The sequence below is a fragment of the Microbispora hainanensis genome (assembly GCF_006874475.1).
In the GTDB taxonomy this organism is placed as follows: Bacteria; Actinomycetota; Actinomycetes; order Streptosporangiales; family Streptosporangiaceae; genus Microbispora; species Microbispora hainanensis.
In genome coordinates, this window is record NZ_VIRM01000029.1 from 18,405 (window position 1) to 40,144 (window position 21,740).

Below are 21,740 nucleotides of genomic sequence, written 5' to 3' on the forward strand. Positions count from 1 at the left end.
CCGGCGTCAGCGGACGGATGCCCCCGTGCTGTCCCCCGGCCCGTCCAGGAGGGCGGCGAGGGCGGTGCGGTCGCTGACGCCTGTCTTGTCGTAGACGGCGTACAGCGTGTTGGCCACGGTGCGGACGGACACGACGAGCCGCTCGGCGATCTCGCGGTTCGTCAGCCCTTGGGCGGCCAGCACGGCGATCTCGCGCTGCCTCGGCGTCAGACCGGGGACGTCGAGGTCCATCAGCGCGAGCGTGCGGGCACCCTGGCAGCGCTGGGAGAGCCGCCAGGCCCGCGTTTCCGCGGTCCGCGCGCCGCGCCGCAGCCCGGACTCGCGGTGGCGGACGGCCGCCTGCGCCGCCGCCTCGGCCGCGTAGAGCAGCAGGCCGAGCCGTTCGAAGCCTTCCGAGACCGCGTCGAGCTCCCCGCCGTCGCGGGCGGCGGCGTGCCGCGCGAAGAGGGCGACCAACGGACTGTCCACGTCGAGCGTGGCGAGCCGTGCGGAAACGAGGTCGGGACGGCCCAGTCTGACGACGTCGTGCAGCGCGAACGGCACGTCGCACGGCAACGCGCTCTCGGCGGTCTCCAGGCAGATCTCGACAGCCCCGGCGACGTCGCCGCGCGCGGCCAGGGTCCATGCCGTGGCGAAGCGGAGGGGCAGGACGACGTACGGGCCGATGGGCACGCCTGTGGCCTCCGCGCGCGCCTGGGCCTCCTCGGCCGCTGCGGCGTCACCGAGCAGCGCGTACGCGTGCGCGAGCTCGCCCAGGCAGGCTCCGGCCAGCACGCTGCGGGCGGGCAGCCGCACGACGGTGTCGCGGGCACAGGCGAGGGCGTCGGCGAGCCGGCCGCGCAGCCGCAGCACGCGGGCCTTCGCCGCGCCGAACTCCAGGATCGCCCGCGTCCAGCTGCCGAACCGGCCTCCCAGGCCGTATCCCTCGTCGGCGAGCCGCTCGGCGGTGTCCAGGTCACCGAGCAGCAGCGCGGCGTTCGTGGCATTGCCGGTCAGAGCGGCGGACAGGCTGCGCATGGCGTCGGGTTCCCGCGCGAGCCGGGCGCCGGCCTCCTCCACCCGGGCCAGGCATTCCACGGCCCGGCCCCGCGCCAGCAGGACGGCCGCCTCGGCCCCGCCGATCATGCGTTCGCCGTGCGGGCTGAGCGGGCCCATGTCGCGCGTGCGCGCCAGCAGGTCCTCGGCGGCGGCGACGTCGCCGGTGAGGGCGGCCAGGACGGCGCGCATGATGAAGACGCCCTGCCGTCCGTCGACACCGCGGGCCAGCCGGGTGGTCTCCTCCAGGACGGCTCGTGCCCGCGTAACGTCCCCGAGCCCGACGGTCAGGTTGAGCGCGCGCTGCACCCCGAGGTCGATCCGGGCCGTCTCGCCCATCTCCACCGCCCAGGCGGTGGCGTACGTCTCCTCGGCCTCGGCGTGCCGGTCGGTGTAGAACAGCACGGTGCCGAGCGCGGCCAGCGCGGGGCCTCCGCCGCCGGCCGCCACGGCCGCGCGGCCAAGCCGTACGGCCAGCTCCAGGTCGCGGATGACCGTGGCGCGCTCGCACCCGGCCAGTAAGAGCCCGGGGTCACCGGTCATGCCGCCGTCCAGCCGCCAGACCGCCACCCTGAGCACGTCCTCGCGCCGTCGCAGCCCGGCCGCGGTGACCGCCTGAGCCAGCCGGCGCGTCACCGCGCGGGTGCGCAGCACCCCACAACCGTCCCTGATGACCTCGCCGTAGAGGGGGTGCGCGAGCCGCACCTGGAGCCGCCGGCCGTCCTGCTGCACGGTGACGAGCTGCCGGTCCTCCAGATGCCGGACGGCGTCGAGGGACCCGAGGACGGCCAGCAGGTCGGCGCCGAGCGGCTCGCCGTAGGCCAGGAGCTCCAGCGCCTCCCGCTCGTGCACGGTCAGTTCGCCGATGCGGCCGGCGACGGTCTCACGCAGCGTGGGCGTGATCGTCAGCGGCCCGCGCCAGCGCCACACGTCCCCGTCCTCGGTGAGGATCCCGGACAGCACGAGCTCGTGCAGGTAGAGCGCGTTGCCCTGGCTGGCGTGCCACAGCCTGGCCACGGTCGCGGCCTCCACCCGGCCGCCCACGGCGGCCTCCAGGACGGCCGCGGTCTCCTCCGGGGAGAACGGCTCCAGCTCCAGCCGCGGCACCAGGCCGTCCTTCCACAGCGCGTGCACCGCGTCGGGCGCCCGTGTCCGGCTGCGCAGCGTCGCGATCACGCGGGTGCCGCCGCTCGTCACGAGGTGGTGGACGAGCGCGGCCGAGGCCGGGTCGAGCAGGTGGGCGTCGTCCACCACCAGCACCGGCGCGCGCAGCGCGGCGGCGGCCCAGCCCAGCGGGTTGCCGGCGGGCGGTGTGGCGGGCAGCAGCGGGGCGAAGGCGCCGAGGGGGAGCTCTCCCGCGGCCGCGGTGGCCCGCACCCACGCGACCGGTTCGAGATCGTGGACGGCCTGCGCCACCAGGCGGCTCTTGCCCGTCCCCGGCGGGCCGGCGACGACCATGCCGCGCCCGGCCGACCTGATCGCCGCCAGTTGCGCCGCACGACCGACGAACGGCCAGGAGGCTGCCACGGCGCGAGCGTATTCGAGTAGCCCATGCTCATGCGAGGACGATTTCCGGGCGGCAGGCTGGGCCCATGATCCTGACACCGGCCACCGATCTGACGGACCTGGTCCGCGAGAGCCTCGGCGATCCCCTGGCCGAGATCGCGGAGCAGCAGGTCGAGCCCTTTCACTTCGGCTTCGGGGCGCTGTCGACGGCCTCGCTCCATCGCGTGCGCGGCACGACGACGACCGGTGTGACCTGGTCGTTCTTCGTCAAGTCGATCCACTCGATCAAGCACTCGGCCTGGTTCGAGAAGATGCCCGAGCAGATGCGGGCCGTCGCGCCGGCGCGGTTCCCCTGGCGGGCCGACGCGGACGTCTACCTCGCCCGCCCCCCGCTTCCCGGCGGGCTGCGGCTGCCCCGCATGTATCGGCTGGACGACCTGGGAGACGACCGGCTCGTCATGTGGCTGGAGGACGTGCCGGTCGCGCCCGCCACGTGGGACCTGGACCGCTACCGCGCCGCCGCCCGCCTGCTCGGCGCTCTGGCCGCCGCACGGCCCGTGGCGGGCCGGTCCTCGGCGCCGCGCGAGCCGCTGAACCGTGGACTCCACTGGTTCTGCACGGGTCCGGTCGCCGACCTGTTCCTGCCGGTCCTGCGGGACCCGGCGACGTGGCGCCACCCTCTCGTCGCCCGGCACGCCGACCCCCTGCTCAAGGCCGACCTGCTCGCGCTCACCGAGCGGATCGGCCCGCTGCTCGACGCGCTCGACCGCCTCCCGCACACCCTCGTGCACGGCGACGCCGGCCCGGCGAACCTGTTGATCCCCTCCGACGGCTCGGCCGAGTTCGTGGCCGTCGACTGGAGCTGGCCATATCCGGCGGCCGTGGGCTTCGATCTCGGCCAGCTCCTGGTCGGCCGGGCGCACACCGGCGAACTCGACCCCGCCGATCTGCCCGCCGTCCACGAGGCGATCGAGGCCGCGTACGCCGCCGCGGCGGCCGGGATCGCGGACCCCTGCGAGATCTCCCGCGGCTACGTCGCCGCGCTCGTGCTGCGCAGCGCGTGGACCGCGATCCCCATCGAGCTCCTCGACCGGGAGCCCACCCCCGAGCTGCACGACCTGTTCCGCAAACGGGTCGCGCTCGCCCGGTTCATCGTGGACCTGGGGCGGTCGTTCCGCCCCTGAGACGGACGGCGGGCCCAGGTCAGTCGGCGGGGTCAGTCGGCGGGGTCAGTCGGCGGGTTTGTCGAGGTGTGCGGTGGCGGCGGCGACGGAGTCGTGGATCGGCAACTCCGTGTCGAGGCCGGTGATCCGGAGCATCCGGGCGAAGCGCCCGTGGGCGCCGCTGAGCGCCAGGCGCCCGCCGGCCGCCCTGACGGCGGCCAGGCCTCCCATGAGGACGCTCAGCCCGGTCGAGTCGCAGAACTTGAGCCCTTCGGCGTCGACCACGATCCGGGGCGGTGTCCGCAGCCCGACCGCCTCGGCCAGGCAGGTACGCAGGGAAGCGGCGGAGCCCAGGTCAAGGTCGCCGAACAGCCGGATGACGACGACGTCCTGGTCCAGGACGGTGAGCATGGAGAAGATGTCGGGCTGTCCGTGCCTTTCCGGTTCCACCGTGCTCGCCCCTGCCACTGGCCCTGCCGCCGGGCCGTCGCCTCACGGCCCGCCGGAGCTGCTGTCCGTCCATGATTGCATATGGCAAATGATGCCGGGGCCGCACAGTCAGGGTCGTTCCCTGCGGACGAGCAGCATGGCGGCGTCGTCCGGAACGGGCCCGCCGACGTGCTCGACCAGGTCGCGTTCGAGCAGGTCGAGAGCGTCCTGCGGCTCGCGGTCGCGCAGCAGGCGAGGCGCCCGGTCGCCCAGGGGATAGAAGCTCCCGCCCCGATCGCGCGCCTCGCACACGCCGTCGGTGTAGAAGAGGATCTCGTCGCCCTCGCGGAACTCGCATCCGTACGGCTCGGGGGCGGCGCGGGCGAGCCCGGCCAGGCCGAGCGGCGGCGCATCCCGAGGCGGTTCGAGCCACTGGACGCGGCCGTCGCGGCCGAGCAGGAGCGGCGGCGGGTGGCCGTAGTTGAGCAGCTCGATCTCGTGCTCGCGCACCTCCGCGAGCACGGCGGTGACGAACTCCTCCCCGCCCAGCCCGCGCGCGAGGTGCTCCTCCAGATGCCGGCCGACGTCGGCCAGCGTCGGCTCGTCGTAGGCGGCCTCCCGGAAGGCGCCGACCACCGAGGCGGCCGTCTCCACCGCGTCCAGCCCCTTGCCCTGCACGTCGGCGACGATCAGCCGGATGCCGCCCGGCCCTCTGGCGATGTCGTACAGGTCCCCGCCGATGCGGGCGTCCAGCGTGGCGGAGGTGTACGAGAGGGCGATGCGCAGGTCGCCCGCACGGCGGGGCACCGGGTGGAGCAGCACGCGCTGGGCCGCCTCGGCGACGAGGCGGACGTCCGCCAGCTTGCGCTGCCCCTCGGCCCGGAGCCGGCTGGCCAGCATGGCGGCCGCGGTGACCCCGACGATCGCGACCAGCGTCACGGTGATCCGCGGATGACTGAGCAGGTGGTCGTGGTAGGCCAGCGGCGCGGACAGGACGAGCGCGACCAGCCCGGCCAGCGCGGTGTGGCGCGGGCCGCCCGTCACCGCGGCGAACGCGGGCCCGAGGGTCAGCAACGGCAGCAGGCCCAGGGACGGTCCGACGAGCAGGTCGAACACCACCACCGCCGCCATGGCGGCGAACGGCAGCGTACGGAGGACAGCCTGGGTTCCCATCCGCGACTCCAGCGTCGCCACGAGCCGGTTCATGGATGCATTCCCGCGCCCGCCCGCCCTACCCCCCGTATCGGGACGGCGACGCGCGATACCGGTTCTGGGTATCGTTGGAGGATGCACGGGTACAGCGGGGACAAGCAGGCCTACCTCACCCGCCTGCGCCGGATCGAGGGACAGATCCGGGGACTGCAGCGAATGGTCGACGAGGAGGTCTACTGCATCGACATCCTCACTCAGGTCTCGGCGGCCACCCGCGCTCTCCAGGCGGTGGCGCTCGGGCTGCTGGAGGACCACATCGCCCACTGCGTGGCCGACGCCGTCAAGACCGGAGGCCCGGAGGCGAACGAGAAGGTGAAGGAGGCCTCGGCGGCCATCGCCCGGCTCGTCAGGTCGTGATTCCGGCTCGTCGCCGTCGGTCCGCCACCGTGTGTGCGTGACCGCTTTGTCGCCAGTCGCCCGTACGGGCGAGTGGACGGATCATTTCGGTGAGCAACCGTCCCGGGCCCACCAGATGCCCGGGACGGTCCGTGCCCTCAGTGCCTTCAGCGGCTCGCCGAAGTCCGCAATCCGAGCGCGTTGTCGAGCTCTTCCAAGGTCAGTCGGTTCTCCGTGATGTTCACGGCCTCCAGCACCTCGGCGTAGAGCGCGATTTCGTCCAACGCGACACGGTCGTGGACCCGAGAGTCCAGGTCATCGTGCCCCACCGCGTCGTCCTTCCTTCCGCAGCCCACACCCATCACGAGGTTACGTCCGGGTACCCTGCCGCGACATGGCCCATCGTGACCATTCCGACCCGCACCCCTCGTCCCTCCGGGACCATTTCCCCGATACTGAGATCACAATTCGATGAAAAAGGCGGTGATGGGGGGAAGGGATTGCTAAAGCGGAGGTAACGACGAAATATCCGAATTGGAGGTTTCGAACAGCCAACTGCCCGACTCGTCCAGGTCGGGTTTGCGCCGATCCGCCGCCTCCTGCGGACGCGGGTCGTCCCGCTGGTGGATCAGGCACTTCACGACCGCGGAGCATACCGCGAAGCCCTCGGACGGCGCGGGCGTGCCGGTCAGGGCGCACCAGGCCAGGCCGGTCGCGTACGCGGAGCCGAGCAGGGCGGCGGCCGTCCCCCGATCGGGCGGGACCAGCCCCGGCGGCAGCTCGCCGCCGGCCGGCCAGCAGCCCCGCAGCGGATGGGCGGGGTCGGCGAGCGCGAGATAGAGGGCCTGCCGGAGTTCGTCGTCCATCCACGGATAGAGCGCGGTGACCACCTGCGCGGTGTACGAGCTGCCCGGCACCGCCCAGGCGGGCTCGGACACGCCGCACACGCCGGCCACGTCGGCGGCGAGCAGCGAGGCCGCCACGGCCCGCGGATCCATCCCGCGCGCGGCCGTGTAGCCCAGGGCCTCGACCAGGTCGTACAGCGTGTGGCGGAAGTGCTCGCCCGGCGCCCATTCGGGGAGCGTGGCCGGCACGAGGTGCGGCGGGCAGCGCGTCAGCCAAACCTGCCGTACGGCGCCGCCGGGCATGGCGTGCTGGTCCAGCCAGGGGCTGCCGAGCAGCGGCTCGGCCATCGCGATCAGCGCGTCGGCGCGCGGGCGGAACCGGGGGTCGGCGCGCAGCACGGTGGCGGTCTCGGCCATCAGCCCGGCCAGCCGCAGGCCCGCCTCCCGCGCGCCGGAGCGCATCCGCTCGGCGTAGAGGGCCACGAGCGCGTCGAGCGAGCCCATGGGCAGCCAGCGCACCCAGTCGTCCCCGGGCAGCGGGCGGGCCAGGAACTCGCCGAACATCGACAGCATGACCTCGTTGCCGTCGAAGGCGGGCGCGTAGGCGCACCACATGATCGTGCCCCACACGGCGGCCACGGTCGAGGCCACGTCGCGGGCGAAGACCTGCTGGTAGACACTGCCGTTGAGAGGGAAGTCCTCCCGGCGCAGCCCGCGGTGGGCGAGCAGCAGCGCGCGGAGCCGTTCGGTGATCTCGTGCGGGACGTCCGGGCCGACGAACCCCTGGGTGGACCCGCGGTCGTACGCGAAGTCGGGACCGGTGGGGATCAGCGCGGGCGGGATCGCCACGCCCGGCGGGCTCGGCCGCGCGCCGGAGCGGAGGGCGGGATGCACCGGGGGAGCGGACAGGTGCCAGCGGCCGTCGACGCGGTCGAGGCGATACCAGCGGGCGTGCGCGCCGAACAGCCATCGGGCGCCGTCGGGAGTGACCAGAGCCCGCTGGGCCAGGGTGTGCGCCCGGGTGACCGGGGGGAGCAGCGTCCACCGGGGGTCGCCGACGACGGCGCGCACGTCGCGCTCCATCGTGGTGAACCCGTCCCAGTGCACGCGGCAGTGTCCTCCGTCCTCGGAGAGGACGACCTTCGCTTATCCCGGATGAGGCGGCCGGAGCAGGCGGCGGCCAGGCCCTGACCGATGCCCTCCGGGGCACACGATGCCGGGACGAACCCGGCGGTCCCCTCGCTGGATCCGATGGTAGCCCCCCGGTCAGGGAGGCGGCGGGAGCGCGGTGGGGTGGAGGAGGGGCCGGCGGAGGCCGTTGGTGAAAGTTTCACGCGCCGGGAGGCGTTGAGCAGCACATATGCGTATTTCTCAGGGTTGGGGGTATCTCGGGGAGCGCCCGCCACTTGGCATGGGCAGCCGTGACGGGTTCCATAGGTGCTCGTGACGGAGATCCAGGAGGCCGGGGCAGCCCGAGAGCGGGACGCGGACGAGGCATCGGAGAAGATGACGCCCGTGGACACCTCTGGCGGCACGGCGACCGGCGAGCAGACGGGGCCGCACGCGCGCAGGGAACGCTGGGCGGTGTGGTGGCTCATGCGGTCGTCCGACCGCACGGCCCTGCTCATCTGGTTCTTCTGGCAGGTCGCGTCGTACATCTACCTGATCCTCGCGGCGCCGGGCCGTACGGAGGACGCGATCCTCGACCGGTTCAACCGGTACGACTCCTACAACTTCATGGACATCGCGCAGTACGGCTACGACGGCCGGCCGGAGGACCAGGACTCGCCGCGGCTCGTCGCGTTCTTCCCCGGCCTGCCGCTGCTGCTGCGCGCCCTGCACCTGGTCATCCCGGACATGAGGCTCGCCCTCGTCCTGATCTCGTTCGTCGCGAGCGCCGTCGTGGCGGTGGCGCTGTCGCGGCTGAGCGAGTCCTACCGGGAGGGCAGCGGTCACTGGACCGTGCTGGCGTTCTTCCTCAGCCCGTTCGCGGTGTTCCTGATGGCCGGCTACACGGAGGCGCCGTTCCTCGCGCTGGCGATCCCCGCGTGGCTGCTGGCCCGTCGCGGCCGGTGGGAGGCCGCCGCCGTGTGCGCCGCCTTCGCGGCGTCGATGCGCATCTCCGGGCTCTTCCTCGCCCTCGGCCTGGTCGTGATGTTCCTCGTCTCGCGCGACGGCCTGCGCGCCCCGCGGGGATGGCGGAAGGCGCCGTGGCTGGTGCTGCCGGGTGTGCCGGTGCTGGCCTACATGATCTACCTCTGGAACCGTACGGGCGACCTCATGGCCTGGAAGTCGGCGGAGGCGCAGTATTGGGGCCGTTATCCCGAGCTGCCGTGGAACGTCTTCATCGACACCTGGCACAGGTCGCTCAACGAGCCCATCCTGGCGACGTCGTATCGCGAGGAGATCCTGTCGGCGCTCGTGCTGGTTTTGCTGATCATCGCGCGGCTGGTGCGGCGCAACTGGCCCGACCTCGCCTATCTGGCGCCGCAGGCGGTGGCGCTGCTGGCGATGTCGTCGTTCTACATGTCGGTGGGCCGGGCCTCGTTGCTGTGGTGGCCGCTCTACATCTCGGTGGGCGTCGTCGGCAGCCGAAGGCCCTGGGTCATGATGGCCTACCTCGCGGTGGCCGCGCCGATCTGGGCAATCAATGTCGGAAATTTCACCACAGGCGCCTGGGTGGGTTGATCCACCTCTGACTAGCTTCTCCGTGTATGGGGGTATTTATCGCAGGAGTGGCGGTTGTTGCGGTTGTGGTGGCCGGTCTTCCATCGGTGGCGGTCACCTACCGGGTGAACGTCCTCACCTACAACGTCTGCGCGGCGGGCAACAGCGCCGGCACCTGCGTACGCGACCTCACCCCCGAGCGCCGGAAGACCTGGGCGGGTCAGGTCTCCACGTTGATCCGGTCGCGAGACGTGGACGTCGCCTCGTTCACCGAGATGTGCTACGCCCAGGTGGGCCTGCTCCGGAATGCTCTGCCCGGCTATCGGCTGGTCTGGTACGGCTACGCGAAGGGCGGCGGGCCGGGCCGCGAAGACCGGTGCCGCACGCTGTGGAGCGACCTCACCCCGGACACGGTCCCGCCGGACGGCAAGACCTTCGGCATGGCACTGGCGCTGAAGAACGGCGTCGAGGGCCCGCCGCCGCTGCGGCGGCTGCTGCGCGCCGACCACGCCCCGTCGGCACCGGGTGAGACGATCCACCCGCGCGGCCTGCTGTGCGCCACCGGCCGGGTCGGCCCGCGCCGCTCGGTCTGCTGCGTGACCCACATCTCCGACACCGAGACCCCGCGCCAGGTCGTCGATCTGGTGTCGGCGTACGCCGGGGACGCCCCGGTGATCCTCACCGGCGACTTCAACCGGGAGCCCGGCCACAACCAGCTCACCGACGTGTACGGCATGGGCCTGGGCCAGGGCGGCTACACCGAGGTCGACGCCGAGCCGTGCGGGGTCGCGCGCCGGGGCGGCGAGCACACCACACGCGGCGGCCGGAAGATCGACTACATCTTCGCGAGCGAGGCCGACTACCGTCCGGGCGGCGCCGAGGTCGTCAGAACCGACCCGGAGCTGTCGGACCACCTGGCGCTGGCCGGCACGCTCATCGGGACCGAACCGAGGCCGCGGCGTGACGGCGCGCCTTGGCGAGGTAGTTATCCGGCGTACGCGCGAAGGAGGCGCGGTCGTCGTCGGTGAGCTCGCGGACGACCTTCCCCGGCACGCCCGCGACCAGCACGCCGGCCGGGATGCGGCGGCCGGGCGGCACGACGGCCCCGGCCGCGATCAGGGACCCGGCCCCGACTACCGCCCCGCCGAGCACGACCGCCCCGATGCCCACCAGCGCGCCGGTCTCGACGTGCGCGCCGTGCACCATCGCCCGGTGACCGAGGCTCACCCGGTCTTCCAGGATCGCGGGCTCCCCGGGATCGGCGTGCAGGCAGCACAGGTCCTGGATGTTGACCTCGTCGCCGACCTCGATGCGTTCGTCGTCGCCGCGCAGCACCGAGCCGTACCAGACGTTCGCGCCGCGACCGAGCCGCACCCTGCCGACGACCACCGCCCCCGGGGCCACCCACGCCTCGGGGTGGATGATCGGCGTGGCGTCGTCGTCCAGGTCGGCGATGTACGGCATGCGCCCATGATCCCACGAGGCTCCGCACCGGGTTCGGCGTGGCGCCCGGTTTCGCCGGCCGCTCGGGGCGGTCAGGTTGCGATGTGCGACGGATAGCAGGAAAGTCGTGTCCTGGCTGCGTTACCGTCGTTATCTCCAACCCCAGGGTTTCTCATGACGAATCAGACCGACAACTTCCCCGACCTGATGAGTGACGACTCCTTCGAAGTCGTGATGCGCGGCTACAGCCGCAGGCAGGTCCACGACTACATGGTCCGGACCCGCAACCAGATCCGGGACCTGGAGGAACGGCTCGCCCGCACGATCGACCAGGCGGAGCAGACCCGCCTGGAGCTGGCCGAGGCGCGGCGGAGGATGGCGGAGTCGCCGCAGAACCCCGACGAGCTGGGGGAGCGCCTGAGCCAGATACTCAAGCTGGCGCAGGAGGAGGCGGCGGCCAACAAGGAGGCGTCCGAGGCGGAGGCCAGGCGGGTGCGCGAGACCTCGATGGCCGAGGCCGAGCGGCTGGTGACGTCGGCGCGTGAGCAGGCCGACGCGATCAGGGCCGCCGCGCAGGAGGAGGCCGAGCGCCGCGTCGCCGACGCAAGCGCCACGTCCGAGCGGCTGCTGGCGCAGGCGGGCGCGGAGGCGGAGCAGACGCTGGGCACGGCCCGCGCGGAGGCGGAGGAGACCCTGCGCACCGCCCGCGCGGAGGGGGAGCGGCAGCTCACCGCCGCCCGGATGGAGGCGGAGCGGCTGCTCGTCGAGGCGCGCGGGCAGGCCGAGGCCATGCTGGCGGCGGCGCAGCAGCGGGTGAACGCGCTGGACGAGCACACCGGCCGCCGGGTGGCCTACCTCACCGACACCCACGCGGAGGTCGTGCGCCGGCTCAACGAGATCGGCTCGGTGCTCGGCGACCTGATGCACCGTGAGAGCGCGGCGGGCCCGCTTATCGACGAGGCCGCCGTGCTGCCGCCCCCGCAGCAGGTGCACGCCATCGCCGCGGGCGCGCCCGACCAGCGGCACGACCAGCGGCCCGACCAGCACCGGCCCGACCAGTCGCACGAGCAGCAGCCGCACGACCACGCGCACGGGCAGCAGCCGCACGGGCCGGTCGAGGACCCGCAGCAGGCCCTGGAGGCCGCGCCGTCCGGGCCCGAGGCGCATGACGCCGCCGCAGGTCAGGGGCACATGGACGGCGACGAGGACGACGCGGTCCTGATCGTGGACGACGGACGCCACGCCAACGGTCACAACGGACATCACGAGAACGAGAACGGTCACGGTGTGCCGTCGTCGCCCGAGGACACCGACGTCAACCTCGGCCGGGTGCGGCGCGCCTTGCCGAACGGAGAGCCGGTCACCGGCCAGTGAGCCGGATGTGAGCCGGCAAGTGAGCCGGACCTGAGCCCACCAGTGAGCCCGGCCCGGCCGTGGCGACGCAGGTGAGGACTCGTAGCGAACTGGTAGCGGAAGCCCCCGCCCCCGATCGGGTCGGGGGCTTCCGCGCTCATGGATCGGCGGCGTGCGCCTCCTGCCGGCGCAGCAGCTCACGCAGCCCGTCGGGCTCGTCGGCGTCGATGGTCATCGCGCATCCCGCCGCGCGCTGCGCCGAGGTGAGCGGGTGGTGCCGGGTCGCCCACCACCGGCCCGCGTCGCTCCGCCAGATCGTCCACTCCGGAAACTCCCGGGCTATCTCGGCGAGGCGTCGGTCCAAGGACATCCGTACACCTTCCCTCGCCTCATGCCCGGGTGCTCTTAGTGCTCTTGACCTCTCCACCTCAAGGTGCGGGACATCTCTAGAGAAATCAATGATCGGGACAGTCAGGTCAACGTTGCCTCTTGACCTAGGCGTCGAAGTCGTATTGGAGTACATACGACGCCGCGTCCAGGATCATCTCGTTGACCTCGACAGGCACGCCTCCCTCCGCGAAGGCGACCCGGGTGACGGAGATCACCGGCGTCCCGGCCGGGAGGTTCAGCGACTCGGCCTCCCCGGGCAGGGGCATCCGGGCCCGCACCTCCTCACTGAAGTGGACGGGAGGCCGGCCGAGCTCGCCAAGCCGGGCGTACACGCCGCCCGGACCCGTGTCGGGCAGGACGACCGCCGTGCCCTCCACGAGGTCGGCGGGAAAATGGGAGGCCGCGAGCTGCACCGGACGGCCGTCCACCGAGTAGCGGCGGCGGCGCACCCACACCTCGCCGGTGCCGAGCACGCGGGCGACCTGCTCGTTCGCCGGCTCGCGCAGGATGGTCACCTCGTCCACGACGTACGAGCGGCCCCGGGTGTCGGAGTCCCAGATGGCCAGGCCCTGGGCCCACTGCTCGCGGGAGAGCCGGCGCGACCCGTGGCGGCGGATGGGGCGGAACAGCCGCACGTAGACGCCCGATCCCCGCTTCGGCACGGCGAGCCCTTCGTTGATGAGCACGGCGAGCGCCTGCCGTGCCGTGGCCCGTGCGACCCCGTGCTCCTTCATGAGCGCGTTCTCGCCCGGTAGCCGGTCGCCGTCACCGAGTGCTCCGGACAGGATCTTATCGCGCAGCCTGTCGGCGATGCGGCGATAGATCGGGGACTCGTGATGCACCGACGGGGATTCCGTCACGTTTGATCACCCTCTGTCACCAACGGGGGTTTGGCGTCTCCAGAGAACTTGCCCCGTCTTGTCCACGATCGCACAGAGTCTTGGGTGCGTCTTGTGCTTACTTTTGGCTGATCGTGCCGGTGTGGCGATCTCTGGGGGTTATAGCCGTCCGCATCGGTGGAACGGTCCCTTCCGGTATTGCCGGTGCCGGGAACGCTCCGTCATCATGACTACGACAAGATCGGATATTTCGGTACATAATGCGGTGACGAAGGAGTTGCCGATGGTACTCAGCCGGGCCGAATGCCAGGACCTCGACGCCAAGGACCCGCTCCGGGAGTTCCGGGACGAGTTCTCGCTGCCTCCCGGGGTCGTCTACCTGCTGGGCAACTCGCTCGGCGCGCTGCCGCGACGTACGCCGGAGCGGGTGGCGCACACGGTCGAGACCGAGTGGGGGGTGCATCTCGGGGCGAGCTGGAACACGGCCGGCTGGTGGGACATGCCGCAGAGCACCGGCGACCGCATCGCGCCCCTCATCGGCGCGCGTCCCGGCGACGTGCTGGCGGGCGACTCCACCTCGGTGAACATCTTCAAGGTGGTCACGGCCGCCCTCCCGCTGCGGCCCGGCCGCCGCGTGATCGTCTCCGACCTCGACAACTTCCCCACGGACCGGTACGTCGTGGAGGGCGCCGCCCGGGCGCTCGGCGCGTACGAGATCCGGGACATCGGCGAGACCGGCCCTTCGCTGGAGGACGCCCTCGGCGACGACGTGGCGCTCGTGCTGCTGTCGCACGTGGACTACCGGACCGGCGCGGCCAGGGACATGGCGGCGGTGACGGAGCTGGTGCGGGCGGCCGGCGCGCTCATGGTCTGGGACCTGTGCCACAGCGCCGGGGCGCTGCCCGTGCGGGTGGGCGAGGCCGACTTCGCCGTCGGCTGCACCTACAAGTACCTCAACGGCGGTCCGGGCGCCCCCGCCTACCTGTACGTCGCGCCACGTCACCAGGACGGCGTCCAGAACGTGCTGTCGGGCTGGCACGGGCACGCCGCGCCGTTCGACTTCGAACCGCACTATCGCCCCGCGCCCGGTGTGCGGCGTTTCGCCACCGGCAGCCCGCCGATCCTGTCGTACGCCGCGCTGAACGCGTCACTCGACATCTGGGAGCGGGTGGACCTCGACGAGGTCAGAGCCAAGAGCGTGGCCCTGACCTCGCTGTTCGTCGACCTGCTCGACGATCTCGTCGACCCGGGGCTCGGGCTCGCCCTGGCCTCCCCACGCGACCCGGAGCGGCGGGGAAGCCAGGTCAGCTACCGTCACCCGCAGGGCTACCCGGTGGTGCGCGCGCTCGCGGACCGGGGGGTGGTGGGCGACTACCGCGAGCCGGACTTCGTCCGGTTCGGCTTCGCCCCGCTCTACCTGCGCTATGCCGACGTGCACGACGCGGCGACGACGCTGGCGGAGGTGCTCCGCGAGGAGCTGTGGCGGGACGAGCGCTACGCGCGGCGGCTCACCGTCACCTGAGGTGTGTCAGCGGCCGCGGCGGGCCAGCCCGGCGACGATGTCGCCGGCCAGGGCCACGCAGCGGTCGCAGATGCGCCCGCCCTCGCCGTGGACCATGTGGACGCGCGGACCCGGCGGCCTGCGGCAGAAGGAGCAGGCGGCGTCGCGCTTGATGCGGCGGTTGACCAGGTGCCGGTGGGCGAAGGCGGGCGTGAAGCGCCTGCGCGAGCTTCGCCTGATGAACCCGAACCGCTCACCGATGGCGGTCCAGGACGCGCCGGCCTCGCGGGCCCGGCACACCGCGAGATCGAGCAGGGCGTCCACCTCGCCGCCCGATTCGCCGGCGAGGTCCCGGCATAGGGCGATCGCGGCGGACAGGATTTCCAGAGGGTCTTCGGGGTCGGATGCGCGCGAGCGGGCCCGCTCGAGTAACTCAGATGCCTCCATGGCCGACACCATAGGCCGCAGTATTTAAACGATCAAGCGATGCGGGCGTTCACCCTGCGTAGGCTGGCCAGGTGAGAATGCCCGAGGAGCGGGCGAGGGAGCTGTTCGCGCAGGCGCGCGTGGCCCGCCTCGCGACGGTCGGGGCCGGGGGTGCGCCGCGGCTCGTCCCGGTCACGTTCGCCGTGCTGCCGCACGGCGAGAAGGGCACCGTGGTGACGGCGGTGGACCACAAGCCGAAGGCCACCACCGACCTGCGACGGCTGCGCGACATCCGCGACAATCCCCGCGTCTGCCTGCTGGCCGACCACTACGAGGAGGACTGGGAACGGCTGTGGTGGGTGCGCGCCGACGGGCACGCCCGCGTCGTGGAGGGCGGCGACGAGCGCGAGCGGGCCGTGGCGTGGCTGGTGCGCAAGTATGCCCAGTATCGCGAACGGCCCCCGGCCGGGCCCGCGATCCTCGTCGGGGTCGAGCGCTGGTCGGGCTGGTCGTACGGCGAGCTGTAGGCGGGCCGGCGTGGTCAGGCGGACGGGAAGGGGTCGTCTCCCCGGGCGATGGCGTCCAGCATGCGGGTGGTGAACGCCTGGGCCGCGCGGTGGATGCCGGGGCCGAAGCTGACCCTGGCGACGCCGAGGGCCGCGAGGTCGCGGATGGGCGGCACGCCGGGCCGCATCAGCACGTTGATCGGGCCGCCGATCTCCCGGGCGAGCGCGCCGATCACCTCGGGATCGCCCGCGAGGATGGGGTAGACGCAGTCGGCGCCGGCCGTGAGGTAGCGACGGCCCCGCTCGACCGCCTCCGCGAGCCTCTCGTCGGGGGTTCCGGAGCCGTGGATGAAGGTGTCCACGCGGGCGTTGACCACAAGACCGCTGCCGGCCTCGGTCGCCGCCGCCCGCACGGCGGCCAGGAAGTCCGCCTGCTCGGCGGCGTCGACCAACGCCCCGGTCGCCGGGTCGGAGTCCTCCAGGTTGCAGCCCACGGCGCCCGCGGCGGCGAGCCGCTCGACGAGCTCGGCGGGCTTCAGCCCGTAGCCGCGCTCCACGTCGGCGGTGACGGGGACGGTCACGACCCGGCTGATGCGGGCCACGGCCGCGAACATCTCGTCCGCGGGCGTGTCGTGCCCGTCCTCGTAGCCCAGGACGTCGGCGACGGCGGCGCTTCCGGTGGCGACGGCGGGGAACCCGGCCGCCTCGACGGCGCGGGCGGACGCGGCGTCCCAGGCGTTGGGCAGCACGACGGGGTCGCCGGGCACGTGCAGCGCCCGCAGGGCGGCCGCCTTCTTCTGCAACTCGGTCACGAGGCCACCCTAGAGAGCCGGGTGGGCGGGAACGCCACCGGCTGCCCGGAAATGAGGGGAAGCCGGTCGTGGCTTAAGGGGTCGAGACCGGTGTCGTGGCCTTCCCATCATTGGATACGCTCGCGAAACCGGCCCCCCCACCCCGTGCGTCAGGAGAGTTTTCATGAGCGACATCGACAGCGCCGCCGACCAGGCCGGAGCGGGCAGCCGTCCCCGAGTGGACTTCTACTTCGACCCCGTCTGCCCGTTCGCGTGGGTCACGTCGCGGTGGATTCTGGAGGTCGAGAAGCAGCGCGACATCGACCTGCGGTTCCGGGTGATGAGTCTTTCGGTGCTGAACGAGGGCAAGGAGGACCTGTCCGACTTCTACCGCGAGGCGGTGCCCCGGTGGCGCGGCCCGGTCCGCGTGTGCGTCGCCGCCGCGCAGCAGCACGGTGAGGGCGTGCTGCGCGACCTGTACACCGCGATGGGCACCCGCATCCACAACCAGGACAACAAGGACTACGGAGTCGTCGCCAAGGAGGCGCTCGCCGAGGCCGGCCTGCCGGTCGAACTGGCCGACGCCGCCGGCACCGACGAGTACGACGAGGCCCTGCGCCGCATGCACCACGAGGGCATGGACCCGGTCGGCGACGAGGTGGGCACGCCCACGATCCACATCGACGGTGTCGCGTTCTTCGGCCCGGTCATGACCCGCATCCCGCGGGGTGAGGAGGCCGTCCGCATCTTCGACGGCGCCCTGGCCATGGCGAAGTTCCCGTACTTCTACGAGATGAAGCGCAGCCGCACCACCGACCCCGAGTTCGACTGACCCGCGTCTCTTCCCTCACCTCGGCGGCTCCTCGTGGGGCCGCCGGGGCGGGGCCTTGCCGGTGTTCCTGAACAGCGATCGCATGGTCGCCAGCGCCGGAGACCTGTCGTCGGACCGCCAGGCCAGGCTGATCGTCCGGTGCAGGCCCGGCGGGGCGAGCCGCCGTACGCTGAGGGGGTTTTCGGCCAGGTCGGCCACGGTCCTCGGCACGAGGGCGAGGCCCATGCCCCCGCTGGCGAGGGCGCAGGACATGCCGTAGTTGCCCGTCTCGTACGCCACGATCGGCGGCGCCAGCCCCTCGCGGCGAAACAGCGCCTCGAGCGCCTCCCGGTTGGCCAGCCCGCGTGAACCGCTGATCAGCGGTCGTCCCGCGAGCTCGGGCCACGGCAGCGGCTCGGCCGGATCGGTGAGCGCGTGCCCGGGGGCGGCCACCAGCACCAGCTCCTCCACCAGCAGCGCCTCGACGGTGACCCCGGAGGGCAGCGTGGGCGCGGGCTGATGCTCGTAGGTGTGGGTGAGCACGAGATCCGCCTCGCCCGTGGCCAGCGCGGGCAGCCCCGACGGGGGTTCGTACTCCCGCACATTCACCTCCACGGCGGGGTGAGCCCGCCGGAACGCCGCGAGGACCGGCGGTAACAGGTGGATTCCGGCGGTTGTGAAGGTGCCGATCGTGATGTGGCCGCCGGACAGGCCGGCGAGCGCGGACAGGCCGTGCCGGGCCCGTTCGAGCTCGTCGAGCACCCGCCGGGCGTGCTCCACCAGCAGCTCGCCCGCCGCCGTGAGCGTGGCGCCGCGGCGGTGCCGGATCACGAGGGTGGCTCCCGCCTCCCGCTCCAGCTTGGCGATCTGCTGCGACAGCGCGGGCGGCGTGTAGCCGAGGCGGGCCGCCGCCCGGGTGATCGAACCGGCTTCGGCGACCGCCACCAGCGCCGCGAGCCGTGTCACGTCGTGCATGAAGCAATGCTTAACACCGCCTCGCCAAATGTGACATACCTCACGAATGCTTCGCTCCCGCATCCTCGTCTCACGACCTGATCGGAACTGCCCGAGGGGAACCGGAGGAGCGGATGAACACGACGACACGATCGACCCGGACGTTCGAGGTGTGCGTGATCGGAGCGGGACCGCGCGGCATGTCGGTGATCGAGCGGCTGTGCGCCAACGCGCGGCGGCTGCCGCCGCGGGCACGCGTCCTGCTGCACGTCGTGGATCCGTACCCGCCGGGGGCGGGCCAGGTGTGGCGCACCGACCAGCCGGGCCAGCTCCTGATGAACACCGTCGCCTCCCAGGTCACGCTCTTCACCGACCCCAGCGTCGACATCCGGGGGCCGCTGGAGACCGGCCCGAGCCTGTACGAGTGGGCGCGCCACCTGGTGCTCTTCCCGGACGGCGTCGAGGAGCACGTGCTCGCCGAGGCGCGGCGGCTCGGGCCCGACATCTATCCCACCCGCGCCTTCTACGGCCGCTATCTGCGCTGGGTGTTCGAGCGGGTGGTCGCGCGGGCGCCCCGGCAGGTGGAGGTGCGGGTGCACGCCACCCGGGCGACCGCGCTCGACGACGTGCCCGGCACCGGCGCGCAGCGGGTGGTGCTTGAGGACGGCACCGTGCTCGGCTCGCTCGACGCGGTGGTCCTGGCGCAGGGACACCTGCCGGTCGAGCCCACGGACGCCGAGCGGGAGGCCGCCGCGTACGCCGCCGCCCACAACCTGGTCCATGTGCCGCCCGCCAACCCGGCCGACGTCGACCTGAGCGACGTGCGTCCCGGGGAGGCGGTGCTGCTGCGCGGCCTCGGGCTCAACTTCTTCGACCACATGGCGCTGCTGACGATCGGGCGCGGCGGCCGGTTCGAGCGGGGTGAGGCGGGCCGCCTCGTCTACCGGCCCTCCGGCCACGAGCCCCGCCTGTACGCCGGATCACGCCGGGGCATCCCCTACCAGTCGCGGGGCGAGAACGAGAAGGGTGTCGAGGGCAGGCACGAGCCGCTGCTGCTCACGCCGGGCAGGATCGCGTCGCTGGCCGCGCGCTCGGCCGCCCGCGGCGGGCTCGACTTCCGCGCCGACCTGTGGCCGCTGATCGCCAAGGAGGTGGAGACCGTCTACTACGCCACCCTGCTGGCCCGGCGGGAGTGCGAGTGCATCGCCGGCCGCTTCCGCGCCGCGTACCTCGCCTGCTCCTGGGGCGACCCGGGGGAGGCCACGGTGCTCGACGCCTTCGGCATCGGCGAGGCGGTCCGGTGGGACTGGGAGAGCGTGGCCGAGCCCTACCGGGGCATCGGCTTCACCGGGCCGGACGACTGGCGCGAGTGGCTGACCGCCTATCTGCGCACCGACCTGACCCAGGCCCGCGCGGGCAACGTGAGCGGGCCGCTGAAGGCCGCCCTCGACGTGCTGCGCGACCTGCGCAACGAGGTCAGGCAGGTGGTCGACCACGGCGGGCTCACCGGGCGCTCCCACCGCGACGACCTCGACCGGTGGTACACGCCGCTCAACGCGTTCCTGTCCATCGGGCCGCCGGCCGAGCGGGTGGAGCAGATGATCGCGCTCATCGAGGCCGGTGTGCTCACCGTCATCGGTCCCGGCATGCGGGTGCACGCCCGCGACGGCGTCTTCGAGGCCGAGTCGGCCGCCGTGCCGGGCTCGGCCGTACGGGCCAGGGTGCTCGTCGAGGCGCGGCTGCCCGAGATCGACCTGCGGCGCACGGCCGACCCCCTGCTGCGTCACCTGCTGCGGACCGGCCAGTGCCGGGCGTACGTGATCGGCGGGCGGCGTGGCGACACCGGCTACGAGACGGGCGGTCTCGCGGTGACCCGCCGGCCCTACCGGCTGCTCGACGCGGACGGGCGGGCCCACCCGCGGCGGTTCGCGTACGGCGTGCCCACCGAGTCGGTCCACTGGGTGACGGCCGCGGGCGTGCGGCCGGGGGTGAACTCCGTGATCCTGGGCGACTCCGACGCCATCGCCCGCAGCGTGCTCACGCTGACGCCTGCCCGGGCCCTCCCGGCCCGCCGCCGCGTCGCGCACGTGGCCGCCGGACCCCGTACGGCTCTCGCCGCCTCCGCGTGCGGCGCGACCCGGGCGGGTGTGCGATGAACGAGCTGGATATGGGGTTGCTCTCCCCGGTCAGGGTGGGTTCGGCGGCGGAGCGGGCGACCGGCGACGGCGCGTGGCTGCGCGCGATGCTCGACGCGGAGGCCGCCCTGGTCCGCGCGCAGGCCCGGCTGGGCGTCGTCCCGGCGGAGGCCGCGGAGACGATCGGCAATGTGGCGGAGGCGGGCGCCCTCGACCTGGCGGCCCTGGCCCTGCGCGCCCGCGAGGCGGCCAACCCGGTCGTGGCGCTGGTCGAGGACCTGACGGCGGCCGTGGCGGTGGTGGACCCGGCCGCGGCCGAATATGTGCACCGCGGCTCGACGAGCCAGGACATCATGGACACGGCCGCCATGCTGGTGGCCGCGCGGACCCTGGGTCTGATCACCGCCGACCTCGATCGGGCCGCGACCGCGCTCGCGGGGCTCGCGGCACGGCACCGCGACACGCTGATGCCGGGCCGCACGCTGACCCAGCAGGCGGTGCCCACGACGTTCGGCCTGAAGGCGGCCGGGTGGCTGCACGCCGTACGCGAGGCCGCGATCCGGCTGCGCCGGGTGCGCGCGGAGCTGCCCGCCGAGCTCGGCGGCGCGGCCGGCACGCTGGCGGGCTACGTGGAGTACGCACGGATGGCGGCAGTGCCCGACCCGGAGTCGTATCCGGAGCGGCTGATCGCGGCGTTCGCCGCCGAGGTGGGGCTGGCCGAGCCGATGGTCCCCTGGCACGTCCTGCGCGTTCCGGTCGCCGACCTCGCCGGGGCGCTGGCCCTCACCTCGGGGGTGCTCGGGAAGATCGCGGTGGACGTGCAGTCGCTGTCGCGCACCGAGGTGGCCGAGGTCGTGGAGCCGGCCGCCCCCGGCCGGGGCGTGTCGTCCGCGATGCCCCACAAGCGCAACCCGGTCCTCGCCACCCTCGTGCGGTCCGCGGCGATCCAGGTGCCCGCGCTCGCCGCGAGTCTCCACCAGTGCCTGCTCGCCGAGGACGAACGGCCCGCGGGCGCCTGGCACGCCGAGTGGCAGCCGCTGCGCGAGTGCCTGCGGCTGGTTGGCGGGGCCGCCGCCGTGACGGCCGAACTGGCCGAGGGACTGGTCGCCTTCCCCGAGCGCATGCGGGCCAACCTCACGCTCACCGGCAGCTTGACCGTCACCGAACGGGCGGCGGCCGTACTCGCGCCGTTGTTGGGGAAGGTCGCCGCCAAGCGGCTGCTCGGGGAGGCGTCCGCGGAGGCCGCCGCGTCCGGGCGTCCCGTGGCCGAGGTGCTGGAGGAGCTCCTGCCCGTGCCCGAAGGGCTCGACCTGGCCCGGTTGTTCGACCCGGCCGATTACACGGGGGCCGCCGGAGCGCTCGTCGACCGCGTTCTACGCTGCTGTCCAGACGAGTGAG

20 protein-coding genes are annotated in these 21,740 nt (G+C 73.1%); 10 read left to right on the plus strand and 10 right to left on the minus strand.

The window, feature by feature from the left end; genetic code table 11:
- Positions 1–6: 6 nt before the first annotated feature.
- On the minus strand, positions 7–2,562 hold the full coding sequence (locus tag FLX08_RS22705) for a helix-turn-helix transcriptional regulator (protein ID WP_142621076.1): 2,556 nt from the start codon (positions 2,560–2,562) through the stop codon (positions 7–9).
- A 65-nt stretch (positions 2,563–2,627) separates the two neighbouring features.
- Here FLX08_RS22705 and FLX08_RS22710 point away from each other — a divergent pair, with 65 nt between their 5' ends.
- Positions 2,628–3,725, plus strand: coding sequence for a phosphotransferase (locus FLX08_RS22710; protein ID WP_142621078.1), 1,098 nt, complete (start codon positions 2,628–2,630; stop codon positions 3,723–3,725).
- Positions 3,726–3,770: 45 nt separating this feature from the next.
- On the opposite strand, the gene FLX08_RS22715 is transcribed toward FLX08_RS22710, so the two are convergent.
- Both FLX08_RS22715 and FLX08_RS22720 read right to left on the minus strand, forming a co-directional pair.
- On the minus strand, positions 3,771–4,154 hold the full coding sequence (locus FLX08_RS22715; RefSeq protein ID WP_142621080.1) for an STAS domain-containing protein: 384 nt from the start codon (positions 4,152–4,154) through the stop codon (positions 3,771–3,773).
- Positions 4,155–4,262: 108 nt separating this feature from the next.
- Complete coding sequence (locus tag FLX08_RS22720; protein ID WP_208761600.1) at positions 4,263–5,339, minus strand: PP2C family protein-serine/threonine phosphatase; 1,077 nt, start codon at positions 5,337–5,339, stop codon at positions 4,263–4,265.
- 81 nt (positions 5,340–5,420) lie between these two features.
- Between FLX08_RS22720 and FLX08_RS22725 the strand changes: the two genes are divergently transcribed.
- Positions 5,421–5,702: a metal-sensitive transcriptional regulator gene (locus FLX08_RS22725; RefSeq protein WP_142621082.1), complete on the plus strand. Its 282-nt coding sequence runs from the start codon at positions 5,421–5,423 to the stop codon at positions 5,700–5,702.
- Positions 5,703–6,184: 482 nt separating this feature from the next.
- On the opposite strand, the gene FLX08_RS22730 is transcribed toward FLX08_RS22725, so the two are convergent.
- Positions 6,185–7,633, minus strand: a complete 1,449-nt coding sequence (locus FLX08_RS22730) for a hypothetical protein (protein ID WP_208761601.1) — start codon at positions 7,631–7,633, stop codon at positions 6,185–6,187.
- A 336-nt stretch (positions 7,634–7,969) separates the two neighbouring features.
- Here FLX08_RS22730 and FLX08_RS22735 point away from each other — a divergent pair, with 336 nt between their 5' ends.
- Positions 7,970–9,214 (plus strand): mannosyltransferase family protein, encoded by a 1,245-nt coding sequence (locus FLX08_RS22735; RefSeq protein ID WP_142621084.1) that lies wholly within the window; start codon positions 7,970–7,972, stop codon positions 9,212–9,214.
- Between the two features lie 86 nt (positions 9,215–9,300).
- Positions 9,301–10,221, plus strand: coding sequence for an endonuclease/exonuclease/phosphatase family protein (locus FLX08_RS22740; protein ID WP_167530536.1), 921 nt, complete (start codon positions 9,301–9,303; stop codon positions 10,219–10,221).
- Here FLX08_RS22740 and FLX08_RS22745 read toward each other — a convergent pair.
- Positions 10,127–10,657, minus strand: coding sequence for a gamma carbonic anhydrase family protein (locus FLX08_RS22745; RefSeq protein ID WP_076442609.1), 531 nt, complete (start codon positions 10,655–10,657; stop codon positions 10,127–10,129). The two genes, FLX08_RS22740 and FLX08_RS22745, sit on opposite strands and share 95 nt — an antisense overlap.
- A 153-nt stretch (positions 10,658–10,810) precedes the next feature.
- Between FLX08_RS22745 and FLX08_RS22750 the strand changes: the two genes are divergently transcribed.
- On the plus strand, positions 10,811–12,010 hold the full coding sequence (locus tag FLX08_RS22750) for a hypothetical protein (protein ID WP_208761602.1): 1,200 nt from the start codon (positions 10,811–10,813) through the stop codon (positions 12,008–12,010).
- A gap of 136 nt (positions 12,011–12,146) precedes the next feature.
- Here the strand turns inward: FLX08_RS22750 and FLX08_RS22755 are convergent, their stop codons facing one another.
- Together FLX08_RS22755 and FLX08_RS22760 are read right to left on the minus strand one after the other, a co-directional pair.
- Positions 12,147–12,359: a hypothetical protein gene (locus FLX08_RS22755; protein ID WP_142621088.1), complete on the minus strand. Its 213-nt coding sequence runs from the start codon at positions 12,357–12,359 to the stop codon at positions 12,147–12,149.
- A gap of 124 nt (positions 12,360–12,483) precedes the next feature.
- Complete coding sequence (locus tag FLX08_RS22760) at positions 12,484–13,239, minus strand: GntR family transcriptional regulator (protein ID WP_142621090.1); 756 nt, start codon at positions 13,237–13,239, stop codon at positions 12,484–12,486.
- Positions 13,240–13,501: 262 nt separating this feature from the next.
- On the opposite strand from FLX08_RS22760, the gene kynU reads away from it, so the two are divergent.
- Positions 13,502–14,740: a kynureninase gene (gene kynU, locus FLX08_RS22765; RefSeq protein WP_142621092.1), complete on the plus strand. Its 1,239-nt coding sequence runs from the start codon at positions 13,502–13,504 to the stop codon at positions 14,738–14,740.
- Between the two features lie 6 nt (positions 14,741–14,746).
- Here kynU and FLX08_RS22770 read toward each other — a convergent pair whose 3' ends face one another.
- On the minus strand, positions 14,747–15,166 hold the full coding sequence (locus FLX08_RS22770; protein WP_167530537.1) for a ClpX C4-type zinc finger protein: 420 nt from the start codon (positions 15,164–15,166) through the stop codon (positions 14,747–14,749).
- A gap of 77 nt (positions 15,167–15,243) precedes the next feature.
- Between FLX08_RS22770 and FLX08_RS22775 the strand changes: the two genes are divergently transcribed.
- Positions 15,244–15,672, plus strand: coding sequence for a TIGR03668 family PPOX class F420-dependent oxidoreductase (locus FLX08_RS22775; protein ID WP_208761606.1), 429 nt, complete (start codon positions 15,244–15,246; stop codon positions 15,670–15,672).
- Between the two features lie 14 nt (positions 15,673–15,686).
- On the opposite strand, the gene FLX08_RS22780 is transcribed toward FLX08_RS22775, so the two are convergent.
- Positions 15,687–16,463, minus strand: a complete 777-nt coding sequence (locus tag FLX08_RS22780; RefSeq protein WP_142621097.1) for an isocitrate lyase/PEP mutase family protein — start codon at positions 16,461–16,463, stop codon at positions 15,687–15,689.
- Between the two features lie 163 nt (positions 16,464–16,626).
- Here FLX08_RS22780 and FLX08_RS22785 point away from each other — a divergent pair, with 163 nt between their 5' ends.
- Positions 16,627–17,274, plus strand: coding sequence for a mycothiol-dependent nitroreductase Rv2466c family protein (locus FLX08_RS22785; RefSeq protein WP_142621099.1), 648 nt, complete (start codon positions 16,627–16,629; stop codon positions 17,272–17,274).
- Positions 17,275–17,289: 15 nt separating this feature from the next.
- Here the strand turns inward: FLX08_RS22785 and FLX08_RS22790 are convergent, their stop codons facing one another.
- Entirely contained in the window at positions 17,290–18,228 is a 939-nt protein-coding gene (locus FLX08_RS22790) for a LysR family transcriptional regulator (RefSeq protein WP_142621101.1), read from the minus strand.
- 113 nt (positions 18,229–18,341) lie between these two features.
- Here FLX08_RS22790 and FLX08_RS22795 point away from each other — a divergent pair, with 113 nt between their 5' ends.
- Both FLX08_RS22795 and FLX08_RS22800 read left to right on the plus strand, forming a co-directional pair.
- A complete protein-coding gene (locus FLX08_RS22795) occupies positions 18,342–20,363 on the plus strand; it encodes an FAD/NAD(P)-binding protein (RefSeq protein ID WP_142621103.1) in 2,022 nt (673 codons plus the stop codon).
- Positions 20,360–21,739 (plus strand): nitrosuccinate lyase, encoded by a 1,380-nt coding sequence (locus FLX08_RS22800; protein ID WP_142621105.1) that lies wholly within the window; start codon positions 20,360–20,362, stop codon positions 21,737–21,739. Before FLX08_RS22795 ends, FLX08_RS22800 begins: the two co-directional genes overlap by 4 nt.
- Position 21,740 lies beyond the last annotated feature (1 nt).

Bases quoted from the DNA above. Each gene is read 5' to 3' on its own strand.
- FLX08_RS22795 (WP_142621103.1), top strand. From the start codon at position 18,342: ATGAACACGACGACACGATCGACCCGGACGTTCGAGGTGTGCGTGATC.
- FLX08_RS22755 (WP_142621088.1), bottom strand. From the start codon at position 12,359: ATGTCCTTGGACCGACGCCTCGCCGAGATAGCCCGGGAGTTTCCGGAG.
- FLX08_RS22710 (WP_142621078.1), top strand. From the start codon at position 2,628: ATGATCCTGACACCGGCCACCGATCTGACGGACCTGGTCCGCGAGAGC.
- kynU (WP_142621092.1), top strand. From the start codon at position 13,502: ATGGTACTCAGCCGGGCCGAATGCCAGGACCTCGACGCCAAGGACCCG.
- FLX08_RS22775 (WP_208761606.1), top strand. From the start codon at position 15,244: ATGCCCGAGGAGCGGGCGAGGGAGCTGTTCGCGCAGGCGCGCGTGGCC.
- FLX08_RS22790 (WP_142621101.1), bottom strand. From the start codon at position 18,228: ATGCACGACGTGACACGGCTCGCGGCGCTGGTGGCGGTCGCCGAAGCC.
- FLX08_RS22770 (WP_167530537.1), bottom strand. From the start codon at position 15,166: ATGGAGGCATCTGAGTTACTCGAGCGGGCCCGCTCGCGCGCATCCGAC.
- FLX08_RS22720 (WP_208761600.1), bottom strand. From the start codon at position 5,339: ATGAACCGGCTCGTGGCGACGCTGGAGTCGCGGATGGGAACCCAGGCT.
- FLX08_RS22750 (WP_208761602.1), top strand. From the start codon at position 10,811: ATGACGAATCAGACCGACAACTTCCCCGACCTGATGAGTGACGACTCC.
- FLX08_RS22725 (WP_142621082.1), top strand. From the start codon at position 5,421: ATGCACGGGTACAGCGGGGACAAGCAGGCCTACCTCACCCGCCTGCGC.
- FLX08_RS22745 (WP_076442609.1), bottom strand. From the start codon at position 10,657: ATGCCGTACATCGCCGACCTGGACGACGACGCCACGCCGATCATCCAC.
- FLX08_RS22785 (WP_142621099.1), top strand. From the start codon at position 16,627: ATGAGCGACATCGACAGCGCCGCCGACCAGGCCGGAGCGGGCAGCCGT.
- FLX08_RS22800 (WP_142621105.1), top strand. From the start codon at position 20,360: ATGAACGAGCTGGATATGGGGTTGCTCTCCCCGGTCAGGGTGGGTTCG.